Below are 16,640 nucleotides of genomic sequence, written 5' to 3'. Positions count from 1 at the left end.
CTGAAAAGAGAAAAAATAAAAAACTATTAGATGTACATTAATTTATGAAGCTTTCTGCTTTATCTATTTTTTCAGGTGCCGGCGGGATGGATATTGGAGTTCGTCAAGCAGGTTTTCAAATATTAGCTTGTATTGAAATTGATCCATACTGCTGCCAGACTTTACAAAGTGCTATTCAAAGAGAAGGGTTAATAACTACTCTTATTGAGAACGATATTACACAAATTCAACCATCTCATCTCATGAGAAATTTAGGTTTAAAATCTGGTGAGTTAGATTTATTATTTGGTGGTAGTCCTTGTCAGAGTTTTTCTCAAGCTGGTAAACATGAATCTTTGGATGATGAACGTGGTTTATTACTATTTGAATTTGTGAGATTTGCGGAAGTTTTTCAACCAAAGGTAATTTTTATAGAACAAGTTAAAGGTTTTTTAAATGCCAAGGGTGAATTTGGTAAAATTGGTGGTGTTTTTGCGTCTTTAGAAAGTGAGTTTAACAAATTAGGATATAGATTAAATACCAAAATTATTAATTCTGCAATGTATGGTGTAGCACAATTGAGAGAAAGGGTTTTTATAGTTGCTACCAAAAATATAATACCATTTTATTTCCCTTTGCCAACTCATGAAAAGTTAGATAGTCAATTTTCCTTATTTAGTCTTCATAAGTATCTTACTGTCAGAGAAGTAATAGCAGGGTTAGCTATTCCTACGAAAGATAAAAATAATCCACCAGAAGATAGTCATTTAGATATTACTCCTGCGGGTGATATTAGACGTATTCATGGAGTTTCCGAAGGTTCTTTTTTAGCAAAAGAATTACATCTTCCGCAAAGTCAGAGAGGTAATTTAACTAAGAAAGACACTACAAAATTCCGCAGACTTTCATTTTCTGAACCTGCATTAACTCTCAGATGTGGAGAAATTTTCTTTCATCCAATTGAAGATAGATATCTTACTCCCAGAGAATATATGCGTATTCATGGTTATCCTGATAGTTATTTGCTCAAAGGACCCATTCGCGGTCGTTCGGGTAGGGTAAAGTATTTGGATCAACATCGCCAAATTGCTAATTCTGTAACTCCACCAGTTGCTCACGCTATCGCTGATAATATTGCTCAATACATCATGAGCAATAAATTAGAATTTTTAGACTTAATTTATGCTTAAATATTAATTGACTCTCAATACATAATAAAATCATGCCTACTATATTTGAATTATTTGGTTTACCGATAAATGACCGTAGTGAAGAAGCAGAGATCATCAGAAAATATCGTCAATGTCCATTTATGGGTACAGATTGTGATGGGGGTGGAAATCGGTATCAAACCAAGATTAAACTTACAGAAAAAGAACCTTTAAGCAACTATTTTAATAGTGATGTGAAAGAAGTAATACCGGGGGTGTGTTCAATTCAATCCGGTAATGATATTTGGGTTGTATGTCCACGTCGTTTGTTTGCTGCAAAATTTGATGGTGATGGTTTACCGATTATTAATCATGCTCTACAAAAATACGAGCGTGATTTATTAATTAGTGCCGGTTTACCAACAAAAACTAATATTGGAGTTTGGTCGGAAGTATCTTTAAAACATCGAGTAGAAGATGCAGAAATAAATTATAATTTTGATTACATTTTAGCACCTTTAGTAGAAACATCTTTAACATCATTATTGCAGCAAAGCGATTTTTTAGAGGCAAATAAAGATGACTTAGATTATTTGATTAAAGCAACCAAAAAACTCGGTTATTTTACAGAAAAGACTCAAAATTTAGCTGATGCTTTAATTTTGCTACCTGATATTTCTCATTTCTATATTCTTGAAGTAATGACTGCTAGTACAAGTGGTTCTGATACTGAAAACTCCACAGATATTAGGAGTGCATTTCGTAATGCTTTACTTACCTCTGAGCATACCAGTCCAGGAATTAATAAACGACAAGTTTGGGGTCGCATGGTAACACAATTGTTTGCGAAAACAGCTTTAGCTCATGAATGGAATGGAAAAACAATCTGGGTCATTCAAGATGCTTTACTTGACAACATTGAACTGACTACTAGGTTAAAAACTTTGAATGTGCCAAGCAATTCACAACGCAATATTAGTTTGTTAACTATGAAATACTTAATGGGTAAAGATAGAGAAAAACACATGATTTTTCAAGATCATATAGAGGGTGATGCAGGTATAAACTTTGAAGGCAACAATACATTTACTGATATTTTATTACCTAAATTAGCTCCTCCTAAAGTTGAGTTATTAAAAGCAATATTAAGACGTAAAATACAAGCAGTATTCAAGCTGTAAATTGTACTATTAATAACCTATACATAATTCTCCTCAGTGTTTTTAAACATATAAATATCAAAACAACATTGGTAAATTTACGCTAGATTTTTACAAAAAATTTGTTTTATATTGAAGATCATTGATGTTATTACCCTTCCTTTCAATCTCAAAAACGGATAGGTACAAACACTTTATTTTCTAAATTCAGCAGTCAGAGTAACTTCTGAAAAGCTGATAGCTGATTACTGATAGCTGATAGCTATTCAAAGGGGAATCTGTAAAAATTTATTTAATTAATATAGCTGTAGACAAGGTAGTTAGGACATTAACTAAAGCTGAAACGGAGACATTAAAACTCTTTTAGCACTGTCACCTGTCACCTGCTATAACTGCGTAAATCGGCTTAGTTGATGACTCAATTACTATGGCCAATTTATGACTTATAGTGTTACAGATTCTGCCGTAAAAGCGGCTATGGCGGCCATTTCTGATGAGTCAGCAACAGCAGAGGAAAAAATCCAAATGCTGATAGAAATGGCGCAGGGTTTTCTCAAAAAGCCAAAAAATTCTCAAGATTTGCGAAGTGGGTTAGGATTGTTTTATCGTGCTTATCAAATGTGTGGTGAAGATTATCCTTTACTGAAAGCACGGGCAAAAGTGGGAATGGCGGGTACTTTACAAATGATACCTGATTCTAACCCCCAATTATTAGTACAAGCTAAGGATAATTACGAAGAAGCTTTACCTATTTTAAAGCAGTTTGCTACACCAGAAGAAGTAGCAGAAGCGCAGATGAATTTGGGTTTAGTTTTACAGTCTTTAGTGGCCTATAATTTAGCACGGCTAACTGATAGTATTCAAGCTTATCATGAGGCTTTGCGGGTATTTACTTGGCAAGAATATCCCCAGGAATATGCGATTTTATATAATAATATTGCGATCGCCTATCTTTCGATGCCAATGGCTTCAGAACGGGAATATTTACGTCAAGGGTTAGCAGTACAATCTTTTGAAGTTGCACTCAAGCATATTAACCTAATTGATCATCCCAGGGAATATGCAATGTTGCAAAATAATTTAGGTAATGCTTTGCAATATTTAATTAGTTCCCATCCCATTGATAATAATTTGCGGGCTGTTGCAGCTTATGAAGAAGCTTTAAAAGTGCGTAATCTTCAAGATACACCCTTAGAATATGCTAACACAATTTCCAACAAAGCTAACGTACTTTTTAACTTACCAGACAACCCCGAACAACCAGAATTAGGGAATCCTAAAAACCTGCTCCAAGCTAAATTATACTATCAAGAAGCTTGGCAAATATTCACAGACAATCAAGAAATTGAGAAGGCGGAAATAGTAGCCCAAGCACTCAAAGATTTGGAAGCAGAAATACTAGCAGTTTCCTTAAATTAAATATCAGGAGTCAGTAGGGGCGAAGCATTCGGAAAATAGCCTTGGACAAAAATTGATAATTGATTGCCCGAATGCTTCGCCCGTACAGGAGTCAAGAGTCAGAATATTTACTTGCATCAAAAATTGAGATAAGCAAGTATTTGAATCAGGTTTCATTAATCAGGTTTTAATATCAAATTAAACAACTTGATGAATCTGATTCATCCTGAAAAATGACCATTAACTTGTCAACAAATAGGAGAAATAAAGATGTTCGATTTTGTCAACAACCCAGCATTGAGAGATTTCGTTTATAGTTTAAATACCGACCTCAATTTTACCACAGCATTAGCTTGGTTAGCCATTGCCGTAATCTTATCAATGGTAGGTGGTGCAATTGGTGGAATGATTTTAGCTGGTAAAGATTTAGGCTATAAATTTTCTGCCACTATTGGTAGTTTATTTGCCCCTGCTGGTGTAATTCCCACCCTAATTTTAGGGTTGTTAATCTTAAACATTTTAGGTAACTAATAGGAGGATATATGTTAGAATTAGGCTGGTTTTCTCTGAGATTATTTCTCAAGGGTAAATTATTTCGTGATCCGCTCTATTTTCTGCGTCAAACAATACTAGCTAGTGGTATTGGTACTGTATTATTAGTTTTATTAGCACAGGCATCAATTCCCCTTTGTATTCCTATTACTGTAGCTAGTTTAGTTACAGGTTTAATGATGCCTTTTCTGCTGAAAGATTTCCGCATGAAATGATCTATTAACAATTATAAAAGTTATCAATCCCTACAGATTTATCTGGGGGATTGTTTTATTATACTAGGTGACAGTGAACAGGTGACAGGTGACAGTGATAAAAGCCTTTGGCTGTTTCATTTTATCATTTTCATTTGTTATATAATCTACATATAAACACAGATTTTTATGAATGATTTGAATGAATTAATATCAGATATTCAAAGATTTGAAGCGATTATTGCTGAATGGGATGAAAGCCAAAGATGTGTAGCTGTGGGTTTAAAAAGTGCGGTTGAGGCTTTACATAAAGCGGCATTAACTAATTTAATTAAAAGTCTGAAAAAAGATAATTTAGCAGCTTTACGCAACGCTGTAGATGATGATATTGTTTATGCAGTTTTGTTATATCACAACTTGGTGAAACCGCCATTATCAGAACGGATAAAAACAGCATTAGCGGAAATTCGCCCTAGTTTACAAAGTCATAATGGGGATGTAGAATTAGTTGCTATTAAACCACCGGATACAGTTGAGATTAAATTAATTGGTAGTTGTAGTAATTGTGCATCTTCTACTTTAACATTAACGCAACTGGTAGAACAAACAATTAAAAAACATTGTCCAGAAATTACTAAAATTGTAGCTGTTAATAATACTCCTAATTCTACAACCGCTGCTATTCCTACAAATTCATATTGGGAGAGAGTTGCGAATATTAATGAAATTCCTGAAAATCAAATATTAGCAGTAAGAGTTGAAAATCAGAACGTGATTTTACACCGAAAAGGTGATAACATAAAATGTTATCGTAATGCTTGTTCTCATTTAGGTTTTCCTTTAGATAAAGGTAAAGTAGAAAATGGGATTATTACCTGTGCATCCCATCAATTTGAATATGATTTAAACACAGGTAAATGTTTAACTGTTCCTGATGTTTCTCTACAAAGTTATGAGGTGAGGGTTAAGGGTGATAAGGTGTATGTGCAGGTTTAAAGTTTGATAAGTAGGTAAACCTTAAAAAACGCAAGATCCAGATCCCAAACTTATTAAATAAGTCCGGGATCTATCCATTTTGTGTTATAAATTAGGTTCTATACCCAAAGATTTCAACTGAGCGAGTAATTTTTCTGTTTTTAGTCTTTCCTCCTCAAGTTGTTGAGTTGTTTGATTGAGTTTAATTTTTTCCTCCTCAAGTAATTTAGTTTTTTGTTCTTCAACAGTTAAAACCCAATTTCTCTCAGCATCATACCAGCGTAACCAAGGCATTTCTACACCTTTATAGTTACCTATCCACACACCTAAACCGATTTCTATATCTGGCATCCAAAAGCGATTATCTGATAAATTGACTTCAGAATAACGAGATCCATTGAGTTGAAACATCTTAAATTCTGACTTGTACCTATCAAATATTGCATAATAAGGAACTCTCAAAATTTGTTCATAAACTTCCCATTTTGTAGGCGGTTTTTCTACATCTCGTAAAGTTTGCCCCAAGTCTTCCTTTTCTGTTCCTGGTGATAGCAATTCTACAACAATATAAGGGTTAACTCCTTCTTGCCACACTACATAACTTAATCTTAAATCCCTATTTTCATACAAATTTGGTACACCTAAAGCCGCAAACCAATCTGGTCTTTTGTACCATAATGTATGACGCACATCATAATAAAGATTGATGTCGCTGCCAGTAAATATCTCTGCGAAAAGATAATTTTTGGGTTGGAATGTATCAGTTAATAATTGTGGTTGTAGAAGATGAAATTGATCTGGCAAACCAGCCTCCTCTGGATCTTCGCTAGGAAGATCATACATGGTTGGTAATGTTTCTTTGGGGGAAAGTGGTGGATCTGTTTGATACATTTTCACTATCCTCTCAGTTGATGGTATTTCTTGATATTATCATATTTATTTGTATATTTTCTGTCTGAAAATGTAATTAATTAAACACCAAATTATATAAATATTAAATAAATTAATATAAAGCTTCCAATTTTTACTATTGAAATCCATAAATGTTAAATCATCCCACCGAAAAAATACCCTATTTACCCCCATTTTCCCAACCTGCAAAAATCATCTTAGGAAACCCTAACAAACCCGAACAAATAACCATACCCCTTGCACCCACACCCTCAACAATGTTCGGACCCCGTGCAGCTTGTTTAATCTCACCAACTGGACCATTATGGGTGTCAGATACAGGACATCATCGGTTATTAGGATGGCGAAATTTACCCACAAAAGATAACCAACCGGCAGATTTAATTATCGGACAAACCGATTTTTTTAGTGAAGGACAAAACGCCAAAAGTACACCAGGAAAAAATACATTTAGTGTGCCTACAGGTATTTGTAAATATGGTAATGGTTTAGCTGTTGCTGATGCTTGGAATCACAGAATTTTAATATGGTATAATCTCCCAGAAGCAAATAATCAACCCGCAGATTTAGTATTAGGACAAAGTAATTTTATTGATAATGAACCTAACCGGGGAACTCAACAACCAGCAGCTAATACTTTACATTGGCCTTATGGGATTTTATGTTATAAAAATCAATTATTGGTTGCTGATACTGGAAATAGAAGATTATTAATTTGGCATAGTTTACCTACAGAAAATGGACAACCTGCGGATATAGTTTTGGGACAACCAAACATGATTTCTCGTAATGAAAACGGGGGCGGTTCTCCCACTGCTGCTAGTATGCGTTGGTGTCATGATATCACGATTTGGAATGATAATTTAGTAGTGACAGATGCGGGTAATAATCGGGTGATGATTTGGGAAGGAATACCCACAGAAAATAATAGTCCTTGTGAAGTTGTTTTAGGACAGAAAAATTTTAATTTTGTGGAATTAAATCAAGGTGTTTATTTTCCGAGTCGTAGTAGTTTAAGTATGCCCTATGGTGTAGATATTTGGGAAGATTATTTAATAGTTGCTGATACTGCTAATTCTCGTTTGTTAGGATGGAGGAAAAGGGAAGATATTTTTTTGTTACAGGGTGCGGATGCTGATGGGGTTTTTGGACAGGATAATTTTACGAGTAAGAGTGAAAATAAGAATTTTGGTTTACCAACTAGGGAAAGTTTAAATTGGTGTTACGGAATTAAGGTTTGTGGGGAAAATATGGTAGTTTCTGATTCTGGGAATAATCGAGTTTTGATTTTTTAATTTTTTTATTTCACGCAGAGACGCAGAGAACGCAGAGAGGGAAGGATGATAAAAGAGGAAATTAGGGTTAAGGGTATTGTTCAAGGTGTGGGTTTTCGTCCTACTGTTTATCGGTTGGCGAAAGTTTGTGGTTTAAAAGGTGATGTTTGTAATGATGGTGAGGGTGTTTTAATTCGGGTTTTTGGTAGTGAGGAAAAAATTACTGAGTTTGTAGATAAATTATATCAAGAATGTCCACCTTTGGCGAGGATTAATGAGTTAATTATAAGTCCATATTTGGGTGATTTTGATGTTGATGATTTTGTGATTTCTCATAGTGTGAATACTGTGGTGAAAACGGAAATTTCTCCTGATGCGGCTACTTGTTCTCAATGTCAGAAAGAAATTTTTGATCCTTTTAGTCGTTATTTTCGTTATCCTTTTACAAACTGTACTCATTGCGGTCCCAGGTTAACTATTATTCGGGCTATTCCTTATGATAGAAATAATACGAGTATGGTTAAGTTTCCAATGTGTGGAGACTGTGAAAATGAATATCAAGATGTGGAAAATAGGCGTTTTCATGCCCAACCTGTGGCGTGTTTTAAGTGTGGTCCAAGTGCATGGTTAGAACGTGCTGATGGTAAAGCTGTTATTGCGGATATGTTTTCAATGTTGGATGATGTGGATGCGGTTTGTACTTTATTACAAAAGGGGGAAATTGTCGCTATTAAAGGTTTGGGTGGTTTTCATTTAGCTTGTGATGCAACTCAAGAAACTGCGGTACAAAAGTTAAGAGAACGGAAAAGACGTTATCATAAACCTTTTGCTTTGATGGCTAGGGATATCAATATTATATCTGAATATTGTCATGTTTCTGATTTAGAAAAAACTTTATTAACCAGTCCTGCTGCACCTATTGTTTTATTAAATGTGAAAGATGAAAAACAAGTAGCTTTATCAGTTGCACCAGGACAAAATACGTTAGGGTTTATGTTACCCTATACGCCTTTACATCATTTAATTCTTAGAAGAATGAACCGCCCCATAGTTTTAACTAGCGGTAATATTTCTGATGAACCCCAATGTATAAATAATGAAGATGCTAAAGCAAAGTTAGGGAAAATAGCCGATTATTTTTTATTACATAATCGGGATATTGTCAACCGGGTTGATGATTCAGTTGTGAGGGTTATTGATGATAAAATTCAAACCCTGAGACGTGCGCGGGGATATGCACCAGCACCGATTATTTTACCATCTGGTTTTGAGAAAGTACCGCCAATTTTAGCAATGGGTAGTGAGTTAAAAAATACCTTTTGTTTATTAAGAGAAGGTGAGGCGATTTTATCCCAACATTTAGGAGATTTAGAAAACGCTGCTGCTTTTAATGCTTATCAAGAAACCTTGAATTTATATCTGAATTTATTTGAACATAAACCAGAAATAATTGCTATTGATAAACACCCAGAATATTTATCATCAAAACTGGGAAAAGAATTAGCAATAAATAACGAAATCAAAATCACAGAAATTCAACATCATCACGCCCATATAGCTGCTTGTTTAGCAGAAAATCACATACCTTTAAACACAGAACCAGTATTAGGAATAGCCTTTGATGGGTTAGGATATGGGGAAAATGGGACATTATGGGGAGGAGAATTTTTATTAGCTGACTATCAAAAATTTCAGAGAGTAGCCACATTTAAACCCATAGCCATGATAGGAGGAAAACAGGCAATTTATCAACCTTGGAGAAATACCTACGCCCACTTAAATAGTGCATTTTATTGGGAAGAAATGAAACAAAAATATGCTGATTTAGAAATTATTAAATATCTCGAAAATAAACCATTAAAATTACTGAATCAAATGATAGAACAAGGTATTAATACACCCCTAGCATCATCAGTTGGGCGGTTATTTGATGCAGTAGCAGCAGCTATAGGTATTTGTCGCGAAGAATGCAGCTATGAAGGACAGGCAGCTATAGAAATGGAGGCAACAGTTAATGTTAACATATTAAACAATGATAAAGAAACTATAAACTATGCCTTTAAAATTGAAAAATTAGATAAAATTTATTATATAGACCCTTCCCCAATGTGGGAGGGAATATTGCAAGACCTCAAGCGGCAAATTTCACCATCAGAAATAGCTGCAAAATTTCACATAAGTTTAGCTATTTTAATCACAGAAATGGTTAAACAACTAACCCAAGAACACAAAATTAATCAGGTGGCATTAACAGGAGGAGTATTTCAAAACCGGATACTGTTACAACAAACAACCAAACACTTAAAAAAACTAGGAATAAACGTCCTCACCCATAGCCTAGTACCAGCAAACGATGGGGGAATATCATTAGGACAAGCTGTTATTGCTGCTGCTAAATGTATGAGGTGACAGGTGACAGGTGACAGGTGACAGTTAAAAAGAGAAAAAGATAAAAATTAAATAATTTGATTTTTATCTCATTCTAAATTAAAACCTCTGCGTTTTCTGCGCCTCTGCGGTTCTTATAAAAAAGGAAAATAAAAAAATGTGTTTAGGAATACCAGGACAAATTGTAGAAATAACCAACCCAGAACATAAACTAGCGATGGTTAACGTCGGTGGAGTTAAACGCCAAATAAACATAGCGTGCATCGTAGACGAACAACACCCACCAGAAAAATGTATAGGAGACTGGGTACTCGTTCACGTTGGTTTTGCCATGAACAGAATAAACGAACAAGAAGCAGCAGAAACATTAAAAATTCTCCAAGAAATAGCCGCATCTTATACATAAAAACCTCCCTTTCTTATTCCTTCCTCCTCTTCCTTCGTGTCCTTCGTGCCTATCCTTACGGAAAGCTTCGCTAACGTGGTTCAATAAAAATATGAAATATGTAAATGAATTTCGTAACCCAGAAAAAGCCCAAGCCTTACAAAAAGAAATAGAAAAACTCAGCCGCCAAATAGACAAACATTTAAAAATCATGGAAGTATGCGGAGGTCATACCCATTCAATTTTTAAATACGGCATCGAAGAAATATTACCCAATAATATCGAACTAATTCATGGACCAGGTTGTCCAGTTTGTGTGATGCCCAAAGGTAGAATAGATGATGCGATCGCCCTCTCCCAAAATCCTCACATCATCCTTACCACCTTTGGCGATGCCATGCGCGTACCCGGTTCAAAAACCAGCCTCTTACAAGCAAAAGCCCAAGGCGCAGATATCCGCATGGTTTATTCACCCTTGGATAGCTTAAAAATTGCCAAAGAAAACCCAAAAAAAGAAATAGTTTTCTTTGGTTTAGGTTTTGAAACCACCGCCCCCAGTACCGCTTTTACAGTTCTCCAAGCAGCCGCAGAAAACATTACTAACTTTAGTTTATTTGCTAATCATGTATTAGTAATTCCTGCCTTACAAGCATTATTAGAAAATCCCGATTTACAACTTGATGGTTTTGTTGGTCCAGGTCATGTAAGTATGGTCATAGGAACAGAACCTTACGAATTTATTGCCCAAAAATATCATAAACCCATCGTTGTTTCTGGCTTTGAACCATTAGATATTTTCCAATCTATTTGGATGTTATTAAAACAAATAGTAGAAAATCGCTGTCAAGTAGAAAATCAATATAATCGCTTAGTTGAAAAAGCAGGAAATAAAAACGCATTAACAGCCATGAATCAAGTTTTTAAACCCCGTGAAAAATTTGCATGGCGTGGTTTAGGAGAAATCCCTAATTCTGGTTTTCAAATACGCGAAGAATACGCCCAATTTGATGCCGAAGTTAAATTTGCTATTCCTAATTTAACAGTTCCCGATCATAAAGCCTGTAAATGTGGTGATATTCTCAAAGGAGTTTTAAAACCTTGGGAATGTAAAGTATTTGGCACAGCTTGTACACCAGAAAATCCCATTGGTGCTTGTATGGTTTCTTCTGAAGGTGCTTGTGCAGCTTATTATAAATATGGCAGACTGGCAACAATGGATAAAAAAGCCAACAAGCAAAATCAAGTAGTTGCAAATGTCAGTTAAAACCTCACATAAGTCCCTGATTTATTTCAATAATTGTATTCATTTATAGAGAATATAAAAAAGAAGTCGGGGATCTTATAAATTGTAGATTAAAGGTAAATTATTATGCCATTTGTAACTGTGCAAATTGCCAAAGGACACTCTATAGAAAAGAAGCGGAAATTAGCCCAAGCTGTCACAGATGCTTTGGTTTCTGCTTTGGGTACAAAACCAGAATGGATCACTGTTCACATTGATGAGTTTGAAAGGGATAATTGGGCGGTTGGTGGTGTTTTACATTCTGATAAACACGCCGGTAGACATGAGGAAACTGGGAGGTAGTTTGTAGTATTTTGTAGGGTGCGTTGGCGTTATCGTAACGCACCAATTCTTTTTTTTATAACCGCAAAGTACGCAAAGTACACAAAGGAAGAGAAGAAAGGTTTTTAAGTTAAGAAGTTTATAAGATGAAGATGTTTAATATGGAAGTTTACAATAATCAAGAAGTTAAAAATCCGCTATTTCAAAAAATTGAACAGGTGCGCCGTCGTGCTAATAAGGTGAAAGATACTCACATTAATTTATCTCATGGTAGCGGTGGTAAGGCTATGAGAGATTTGATTAATGATGTGTTTGTTAGTAGTTTTGATAATCCGATTTTATCACAGTTGGAAGATCAGGCGAGTTTTGATTTATCTCAACTTTCTCAGTTAGGAAATAGGTTAGCTTTCACTACTGATTCTTATGTAGTTGATCCTTTATTTTTCCCAGGTTCAGATATTGGGGAGTTGGCGGTTAATGGGACTATTAATGATTTAGCTGTGAGTGGTGCAAAGCCTTTATATCTCACTTGTAGTATGATTTTGGAGGAGGGTTTAGAGTTAGAAACTCTCAGAAAAGTTGTGTTAAGTATGCAAAATGCTGCCCAAAAAGCAGAGGTACAAATAGTGACGGGAGATACGAAAGTCGTCCATCGTGGTTGTGCTGATAAACTCTTTATTAATACTGCTGGTATTGGTATTATTCCTACAGGAATTGATATTTCTCCTCGAAATATTCAACCAGGTGATGTGGTAATTATTAACGGAGAAATTGGAAATCATGGTGCTGCCATTTTAATTGCCAGGGGAGAATTAGCATTAGAAACAGATATAGAAAGCGACTGTCAACCATTACATGAATTAGTTGCTGAAATTATTAATGTTTGTCCAGGAATTAAAGCTATGCGAGATGCAACGAGAGGAGGTTTAGCCACAGTATTAAATGAATTTGCCCAGACTGCAAATGTGGGAATTAGTATTAATGAAAAAGCCATTCCTGTACGAGAAGAAGTTAATGGAATGTGTGAAATTTTGGGTTTAGATCCTTTGTATTTAGCCAACGAAGGTAAATTAGTTATAATTGCACCCAAAGAAAAAGCCGATTTAATATTATCAACAATGCAAAACCACCCAGCCGGAAAACAAGCAGCAATTATTGGTGAAATTCTGCCCCAACCCCCAGGAATAGTATTATTAAAAACCGCCTTTGGTGCAGAAAGAATAGTTGATATGTTAGTAGGTGATCAACTTCCAAGAATATGTTAAAACTCCTCCTTCTCTCTGCGACTCTGCGCCTCTGCGTGATATAAAAAATCTTCCTTATTCTCTTTGCGTCTTTGCGTGAGAAAAAATCAAACCATGCACGAACTAGGAATAACTCAAAACATCATCGCTATCGTTAGCGAAAACGCCCAAAATAAAAAAGTCCAAAGAGTATTACTAGAAATAGGCAAACTCTCCGCCATTATGCCCGATGCCATTAAATTCTGCTTTGATATTTGCTCCCAAGGTACAATAGTAGAAGGGGCAATATTAGAAATATTAGAAATACCAGGAATGGCAAGATGTCGCCAATGTGGTAATACATTTTATGTAGATAAACCCTTTGGAATTTGTGAATGTGGTAGTGTAGAATTAGATTTAATCACCGGTCAAGAATTAAACATTAAAGAAATTGAGGTAGAAGAGTTATGTGTGTAACCTGCGGCTGTTCTGATGATAACAATACAACTATTACAAACATGGAAAATCAACATTCTCATACTCATACTTTACCCGATGGAACTGTAATTACCCATTCCCATGATCATGAACATCATCATCATGATCATCAACATCATCATGAATCACCAGCAAATGTTCATGCCAAAATTCATAATACTACTATATCTTTAGAACAGGAAATTTTAGGTAAAAATAATTTATTAGCTGCTCAAAATCGAGGCTGGTTTAAAGGTAGAAATATACTGGCTTTAAATTTAATGAGTTCTCCTGGTGCGGGTAAAACTACTTTATTAACTCGCACAATTAATGATTTAAAAGATCAGTTGAATATTAGCGTCATTGAAGGTGATCAAGAAACTACCAATGATGCGGAAAAAATTAAATCTACAGGCTGTAAAGTAGTGCAAATTAACACTGGCACAGGTTGTCATTTAGATGCTTCGATGATAGAAAAGGGTTTACAGGAACTTAACCCCCCATTAAATTCTGTGGTGATGATTGAAAATGTGGGTAATTTAGTTTGTCCAGCTTTATTTGACTTAGGTGAACAGGCTAAAGTTGTAATTTTGTCGGTGACGGAAGGGGAGGATAAACCAATTAAATATCCTCATATTTTCCGCGCTAGTGACATTATGATTATTACAAAAATTGATTTGTTACCCTATTTGCAGTTTGATGTAGAAAAATGTATTGAATATGCAAAACAGGTAAACCCAAAAATACAAATTTTTCAGGTTTCTGCTACTACTGGCGTGGGTTTAGATGAGTGGTATGGGTTTTTGTCATGTCAATCTGCAATTACTGTGTAATTTCTTATTGTGAAAATCATTATCTTTTAGTTTTGTTTCAATCCTCAATGTTTCAATCCTCAATTACCTTAATTAGTAATTGTCACCTACCACTGGACCCGTTACCAGTGGCTATGGCATGAGGTTTCAATCCTTAATTACCTTAATTAGTAATTGTCACTCAGTTATCCTGCCGGAAGCCAAAGCATATCTAATGTTTCAATCCTCAATTACCTTAATTAGTAATTGTCACTCGCCAACATCCATCAACAACTGAAACAACTAGCCAAGGTTTCAATCCTCAATTACCTTAATTAGTAATTGTCACCAGGATAACGCTGATGTGGGTAGCTTGGGATATCTGTTTCAATCCTCAATTACCTTAATTAGTAATTGTCACCTGTGAAAATATGCAAGAAAGGTACACCGGCGCGGACGTAACTGTTTCAATCCTCAATTACCTTAATTAGTAATTGTCACTTGCGGAATATCTTGGCATGGCTACGTATGCGAAGGTTTCAATCCTCAATTACCTTAATTAGTAATTGTCACCGGGCTTAATAATTACTTCTTAGGAAAATATGCCTGTTTCAATCCTCAATTACCTTAATTAGTAATTGTCACTGCCGATCGCGCAAACCCTTAGAAATAGGACATTTCCACAACGATTTGCGCGAACCCTGCCATAATACCCCATTCCAGAAAACAGCACAAGAACGAAAAACGCCGAAACCCTTACAGCGTAAGGTGCGCGGGTGGTTGACAACACCTAATGAATAAAAACTAGACAGTGCAAGAGTTTCCAGCTTAGTCATAATCACTCCGACTTAACACCCACCCATCCGCGCATTTTCAAGCCAACTTCGTCAAAGTCACACCATCAGGTAACACCTCATCCAAGTCAACCTGATAATCAGCAAAACTGCGGGGTACATCAACAGTAGACTTAATTTTAATTTGCAGTTTATCAAATAACTGATGAACAGGAGCATTACCATATTTACTGGCATGAGTAAAAACATACAAACTACGACAAGCCATAAAACCCCGTGCTGAAGAACGGTCAAATTCCCAAGCCTTAATCAAAGCTTGCCAAAATAAGTCTAAATCCCGTTCATTCACACAACCAGATTTTTCCGCCAAATGGGGATTATAAAAAACATAAGACCTATATAAACCATAGGGTAAAACCTCTTTTCTGCCCATAGTTTTATTATCCTTTTTTACACCATCTTTTTTTTCTTTTTCTTCCGTTGCAGCACAACGAGTAATACTCACAGATTGGGGAAAAACCGGATCAATACTACGAGAAAAACTGATTTGCACAGGTCCCCAAACTTGACCAGCTTTTAAACCAGTAGATAATACTGCACCAAACATTCTTAAATCATAAAAATTTTGTTGCATCCACTTAGCAACCTGTAATTGTTGTTCTGGAGTTCCTTCTTTTTGTGGTAAACCTACAGCATCATAAGCGCGACTGATTTTTTCATTTAATACGCTTCCTTCTTCCACAAATATTTTATATCTTTCTGGTGTTGTTTCATCCTTACCAAGCATCTCTACATAATTTCTCACCTTACGTTTTAAACAGGCATCTGTCACCAAACCTTGATTAGTTTGAGGGTCAATTCTTGGTTGATTTCCGGCATCAGGATCACCATTGGGATTACCATCCAAACAATCAAATAATAAAATTGCATCGTGTTTTTTAGTAGGGTCTAAATGTGCAGTCATGATTTTTGTTCCTTGTGATTTGTGGATAATTTAAAGACCTAACCCCTAGTCCCTGTCCTGGGAGGGAAGGAGGACAAGAATTAGATAAAAACTGATTTTTAAAGCCTCTCTCCTGGTAGGAGAGAAGTTTGGAGAGAGGTTTTTATGATAAATATTCACGTTGCCAAGTATCCTCTTTTGTACAATAATCTTCAGATGAATAATCTACCTCTTGACGAAAGTAAAAATTTTCATCTTTTAATCTTTGGTTGTCAGTATGTAAATCATATTCAAGATATGTAATTCTTGCTTTCATACTTTGATTTTCAGCCTCAATAAAACGAAATTTATTTTCTAAATCCTCTATTTTTTGTAAAACAAATTTCATGTGATCAATTTGCATTTTACCTATGTACATAATCATCAATTCCTATGCTTTATCAAACTTACACATCAATCTGGTTTATTAGTAGGTTGGGT

17 protein-coding genes and 1 CRISPR repeat array are annotated in these 16,640 nt (G+C 35.3%); of the genes, 14 read left to right on the top strand and 3 right to left on the bottom strand.

Features of this window, described 5'->3' with window-relative positions:
• The first annotated feature begins 44 nt into the window (after positions 1–44).
• From K2F26_RS01755 to K2F26_RS01730, 6 genes are all read left to right on the top strand, one after another.
• A complete protein-coding gene (locus K2F26_RS01755; protein ID WP_302850037.1) occupies positions 45–1,169 on the top strand; it encodes a DNA cytosine methyltransferase in 1,125 nt (374 codons plus the stop codon).
• 32 nt (positions 1,170–1,201) lie between these two features.
• Positions 1,202–2,311 (top strand): NotI family restriction endonuclease, encoded by a 1,110-nt coding sequence (locus K2F26_RS01750; RefSeq protein ID WP_220610124.1) that lies wholly within the window; start codon positions 1,202–1,204, stop codon positions 2,309–2,311.
• Positions 2,312–2,728: 417 nt separating this feature from the next.
• Positions 2,729–3,709 carry a hypothetical protein gene (locus K2F26_RS01745; protein ID WP_220610123.1) on the top strand — a complete coding sequence of 327 codons (981 nt, stop codon included), beginning with the start codon at positions 2,729–2,731 and terminating at the stop codon, positions 3,707–3,709.
• A 249-nt stretch (positions 3,710–3,958) separates the two neighbouring features.
• Entirely contained in the window at positions 3,959–4,219 is a 261-nt protein-coding gene (locus K2F26_RS01740) for an asr0689 family protein (RefSeq protein WP_220610122.1), read from the top strand.
• An 11-nt stretch (positions 4,220–4,230) separates the two neighbouring features.
• Positions 4,231–4,455: a hypothetical protein gene (locus tag K2F26_RS01735; protein WP_220610121.1), complete on the top strand. Its 225-nt coding sequence runs from the start codon at positions 4,231–4,233 to the stop codon at positions 4,453–4,455.
• 168 nt (positions 4,456–4,623) lie between these two features.
• Complete coding sequence (locus K2F26_RS01730) at positions 4,624–5,430, top strand: NifU family protein (protein WP_220610120.1); 807 nt, start codon at positions 4,624–4,626, stop codon at positions 5,428–5,430.
• A gap of 84 nt (positions 5,431–5,514) precedes the next feature.
• Here K2F26_RS01730 and K2F26_RS01725 read toward each other — a convergent pair whose 3' ends face one another.
• Positions 5,515–6,300 (bottom strand): Uma2 family endonuclease, encoded by a 786-nt coding sequence (locus tag K2F26_RS01725; protein WP_220610119.1) that lies wholly within the window; start codon positions 6,298–6,300, stop codon positions 5,515–5,517.
• Positions 6,301–6,452: 152 nt separating this feature from the next.
• Here K2F26_RS01725 and K2F26_RS01720 point away from each other — a divergent pair, with 152 nt between their 5' ends.
• From K2F26_RS01720 to hypB, 8 genes are all read left to right on the top strand, one after another.
• Positions 6,453–7,616, top strand: coding sequence for an NHL repeat-containing protein (locus K2F26_RS01720; RefSeq protein WP_220610118.1), 1,164 nt, complete (start codon positions 6,453–6,455; stop codon positions 7,614–7,616).
• A gap of 45 nt (positions 7,617–7,661) precedes the next feature.
• Entirely contained in the window at positions 7,662–10,004 is a 2,343-nt protein-coding gene (gene hypF / locus K2F26_RS01715) for a carbamoyltransferase HypF (RefSeq protein ID WP_220610117.1), read from the top strand.
• Positions 10,005–10,140: 136 nt separating this feature from the next.
• Entirely contained in the window at positions 10,141–10,389 is a 249-nt protein-coding gene (locus tag K2F26_RS01710; RefSeq protein WP_220610116.1) for a HypC/HybG/HupF family hydrogenase formation chaperone, read from the top strand.
• Between the two features lie 91 nt (positions 10,390–10,480).
• Positions 10,481–11,632, top strand: a complete 1,152-nt coding sequence (gene hypD / locus K2F26_RS01705; protein ID WP_220610115.1) for a hydrogenase formation protein HypD — start codon at positions 10,481–10,483, stop codon at positions 11,630–11,632.
• 105 nt (positions 11,633–11,737) lie between these two features.
• Positions 11,738–11,953, top strand: a complete 216-nt coding sequence (locus K2F26_RS01700; protein ID WP_096570868.1) for a tautomerase family protein — start codon at positions 11,738–11,740, stop codon at positions 11,951–11,953.
• 140 nt (positions 11,954–12,093) lie between these two features.
• Positions 12,094–13,197, top strand: coding sequence for a hydrogenase expression/formation protein HypE (gene hypE / locus K2F26_RS01695; protein ID WP_220610114.1), 1,104 nt, complete (start codon positions 12,094–12,096; stop codon positions 13,195–13,197).
• Positions 13,198–13,290: 93 nt separating this feature from the next.
• Positions 13,291–13,632, top strand: a complete 342-nt coding sequence (hypA, locus tag K2F26_RS01690; RefSeq protein ID WP_220610113.1) for a hydrogenase maturation nickel metallochaperone HypA — start codon at positions 13,291–13,293, stop codon at positions 13,630–13,632.
• Complete coding sequence (gene hypB / locus K2F26_RS01685) at positions 13,623–14,465, top strand: hydrogenase nickel incorporation protein HypB (protein ID WP_220610112.1); 843 nt, start codon at positions 13,623–13,625, stop codon at positions 14,463–14,465. Before hypA ends, hypB begins: the two co-directional genes overlap by 10 nt.
• Before the next feature lie 49 nt (positions 14,466–14,514).
• A CRISPR array of direct repeats spans positions 14,515–15,068; the repeat unit is 37 nt; unit sequence GTTTCAATCCTCAATTACCTTAATTAGTAATTGTCAC.
• Between the two features lie 228 nt (positions 15,069–15,296).
• Here hypB and cas7c read toward each other — a convergent pair.
• Positions 15,297–16,181 (bottom strand): type I-C CRISPR-associated protein Cas7/Csd2, encoded by an 885-nt coding sequence (cas7c, locus tag K2F26_RS01680; protein ID WP_220610111.1) that lies wholly within the window; start codon positions 16,179–16,181, stop codon positions 15,297–15,299.
• 142 nt (positions 16,182–16,323) lie between these two features.
• Positions 16,324–16,578, bottom strand: coding sequence for a hypothetical protein (locus K2F26_RS01675; RefSeq protein WP_220610110.1), 255 nt, complete (start codon positions 16,576–16,578; stop codon positions 16,324–16,326).
• Positions 16,579–16,640 lie beyond the last annotated feature (62 nt).

It is taken from the genome of Sphaerospermopsis torques-reginae ITEP-024, assembly GCF_019598945.1.
Taxonomy (GTDB): domain Bacteria; phylum Cyanobacteriota; class Cyanobacteriia; order Cyanobacteriales; family Nostocaceae; genus Sphaerospermopsis.
This window is presented reverse-complemented; position numbering and strand designations above follow the sequence as displayed.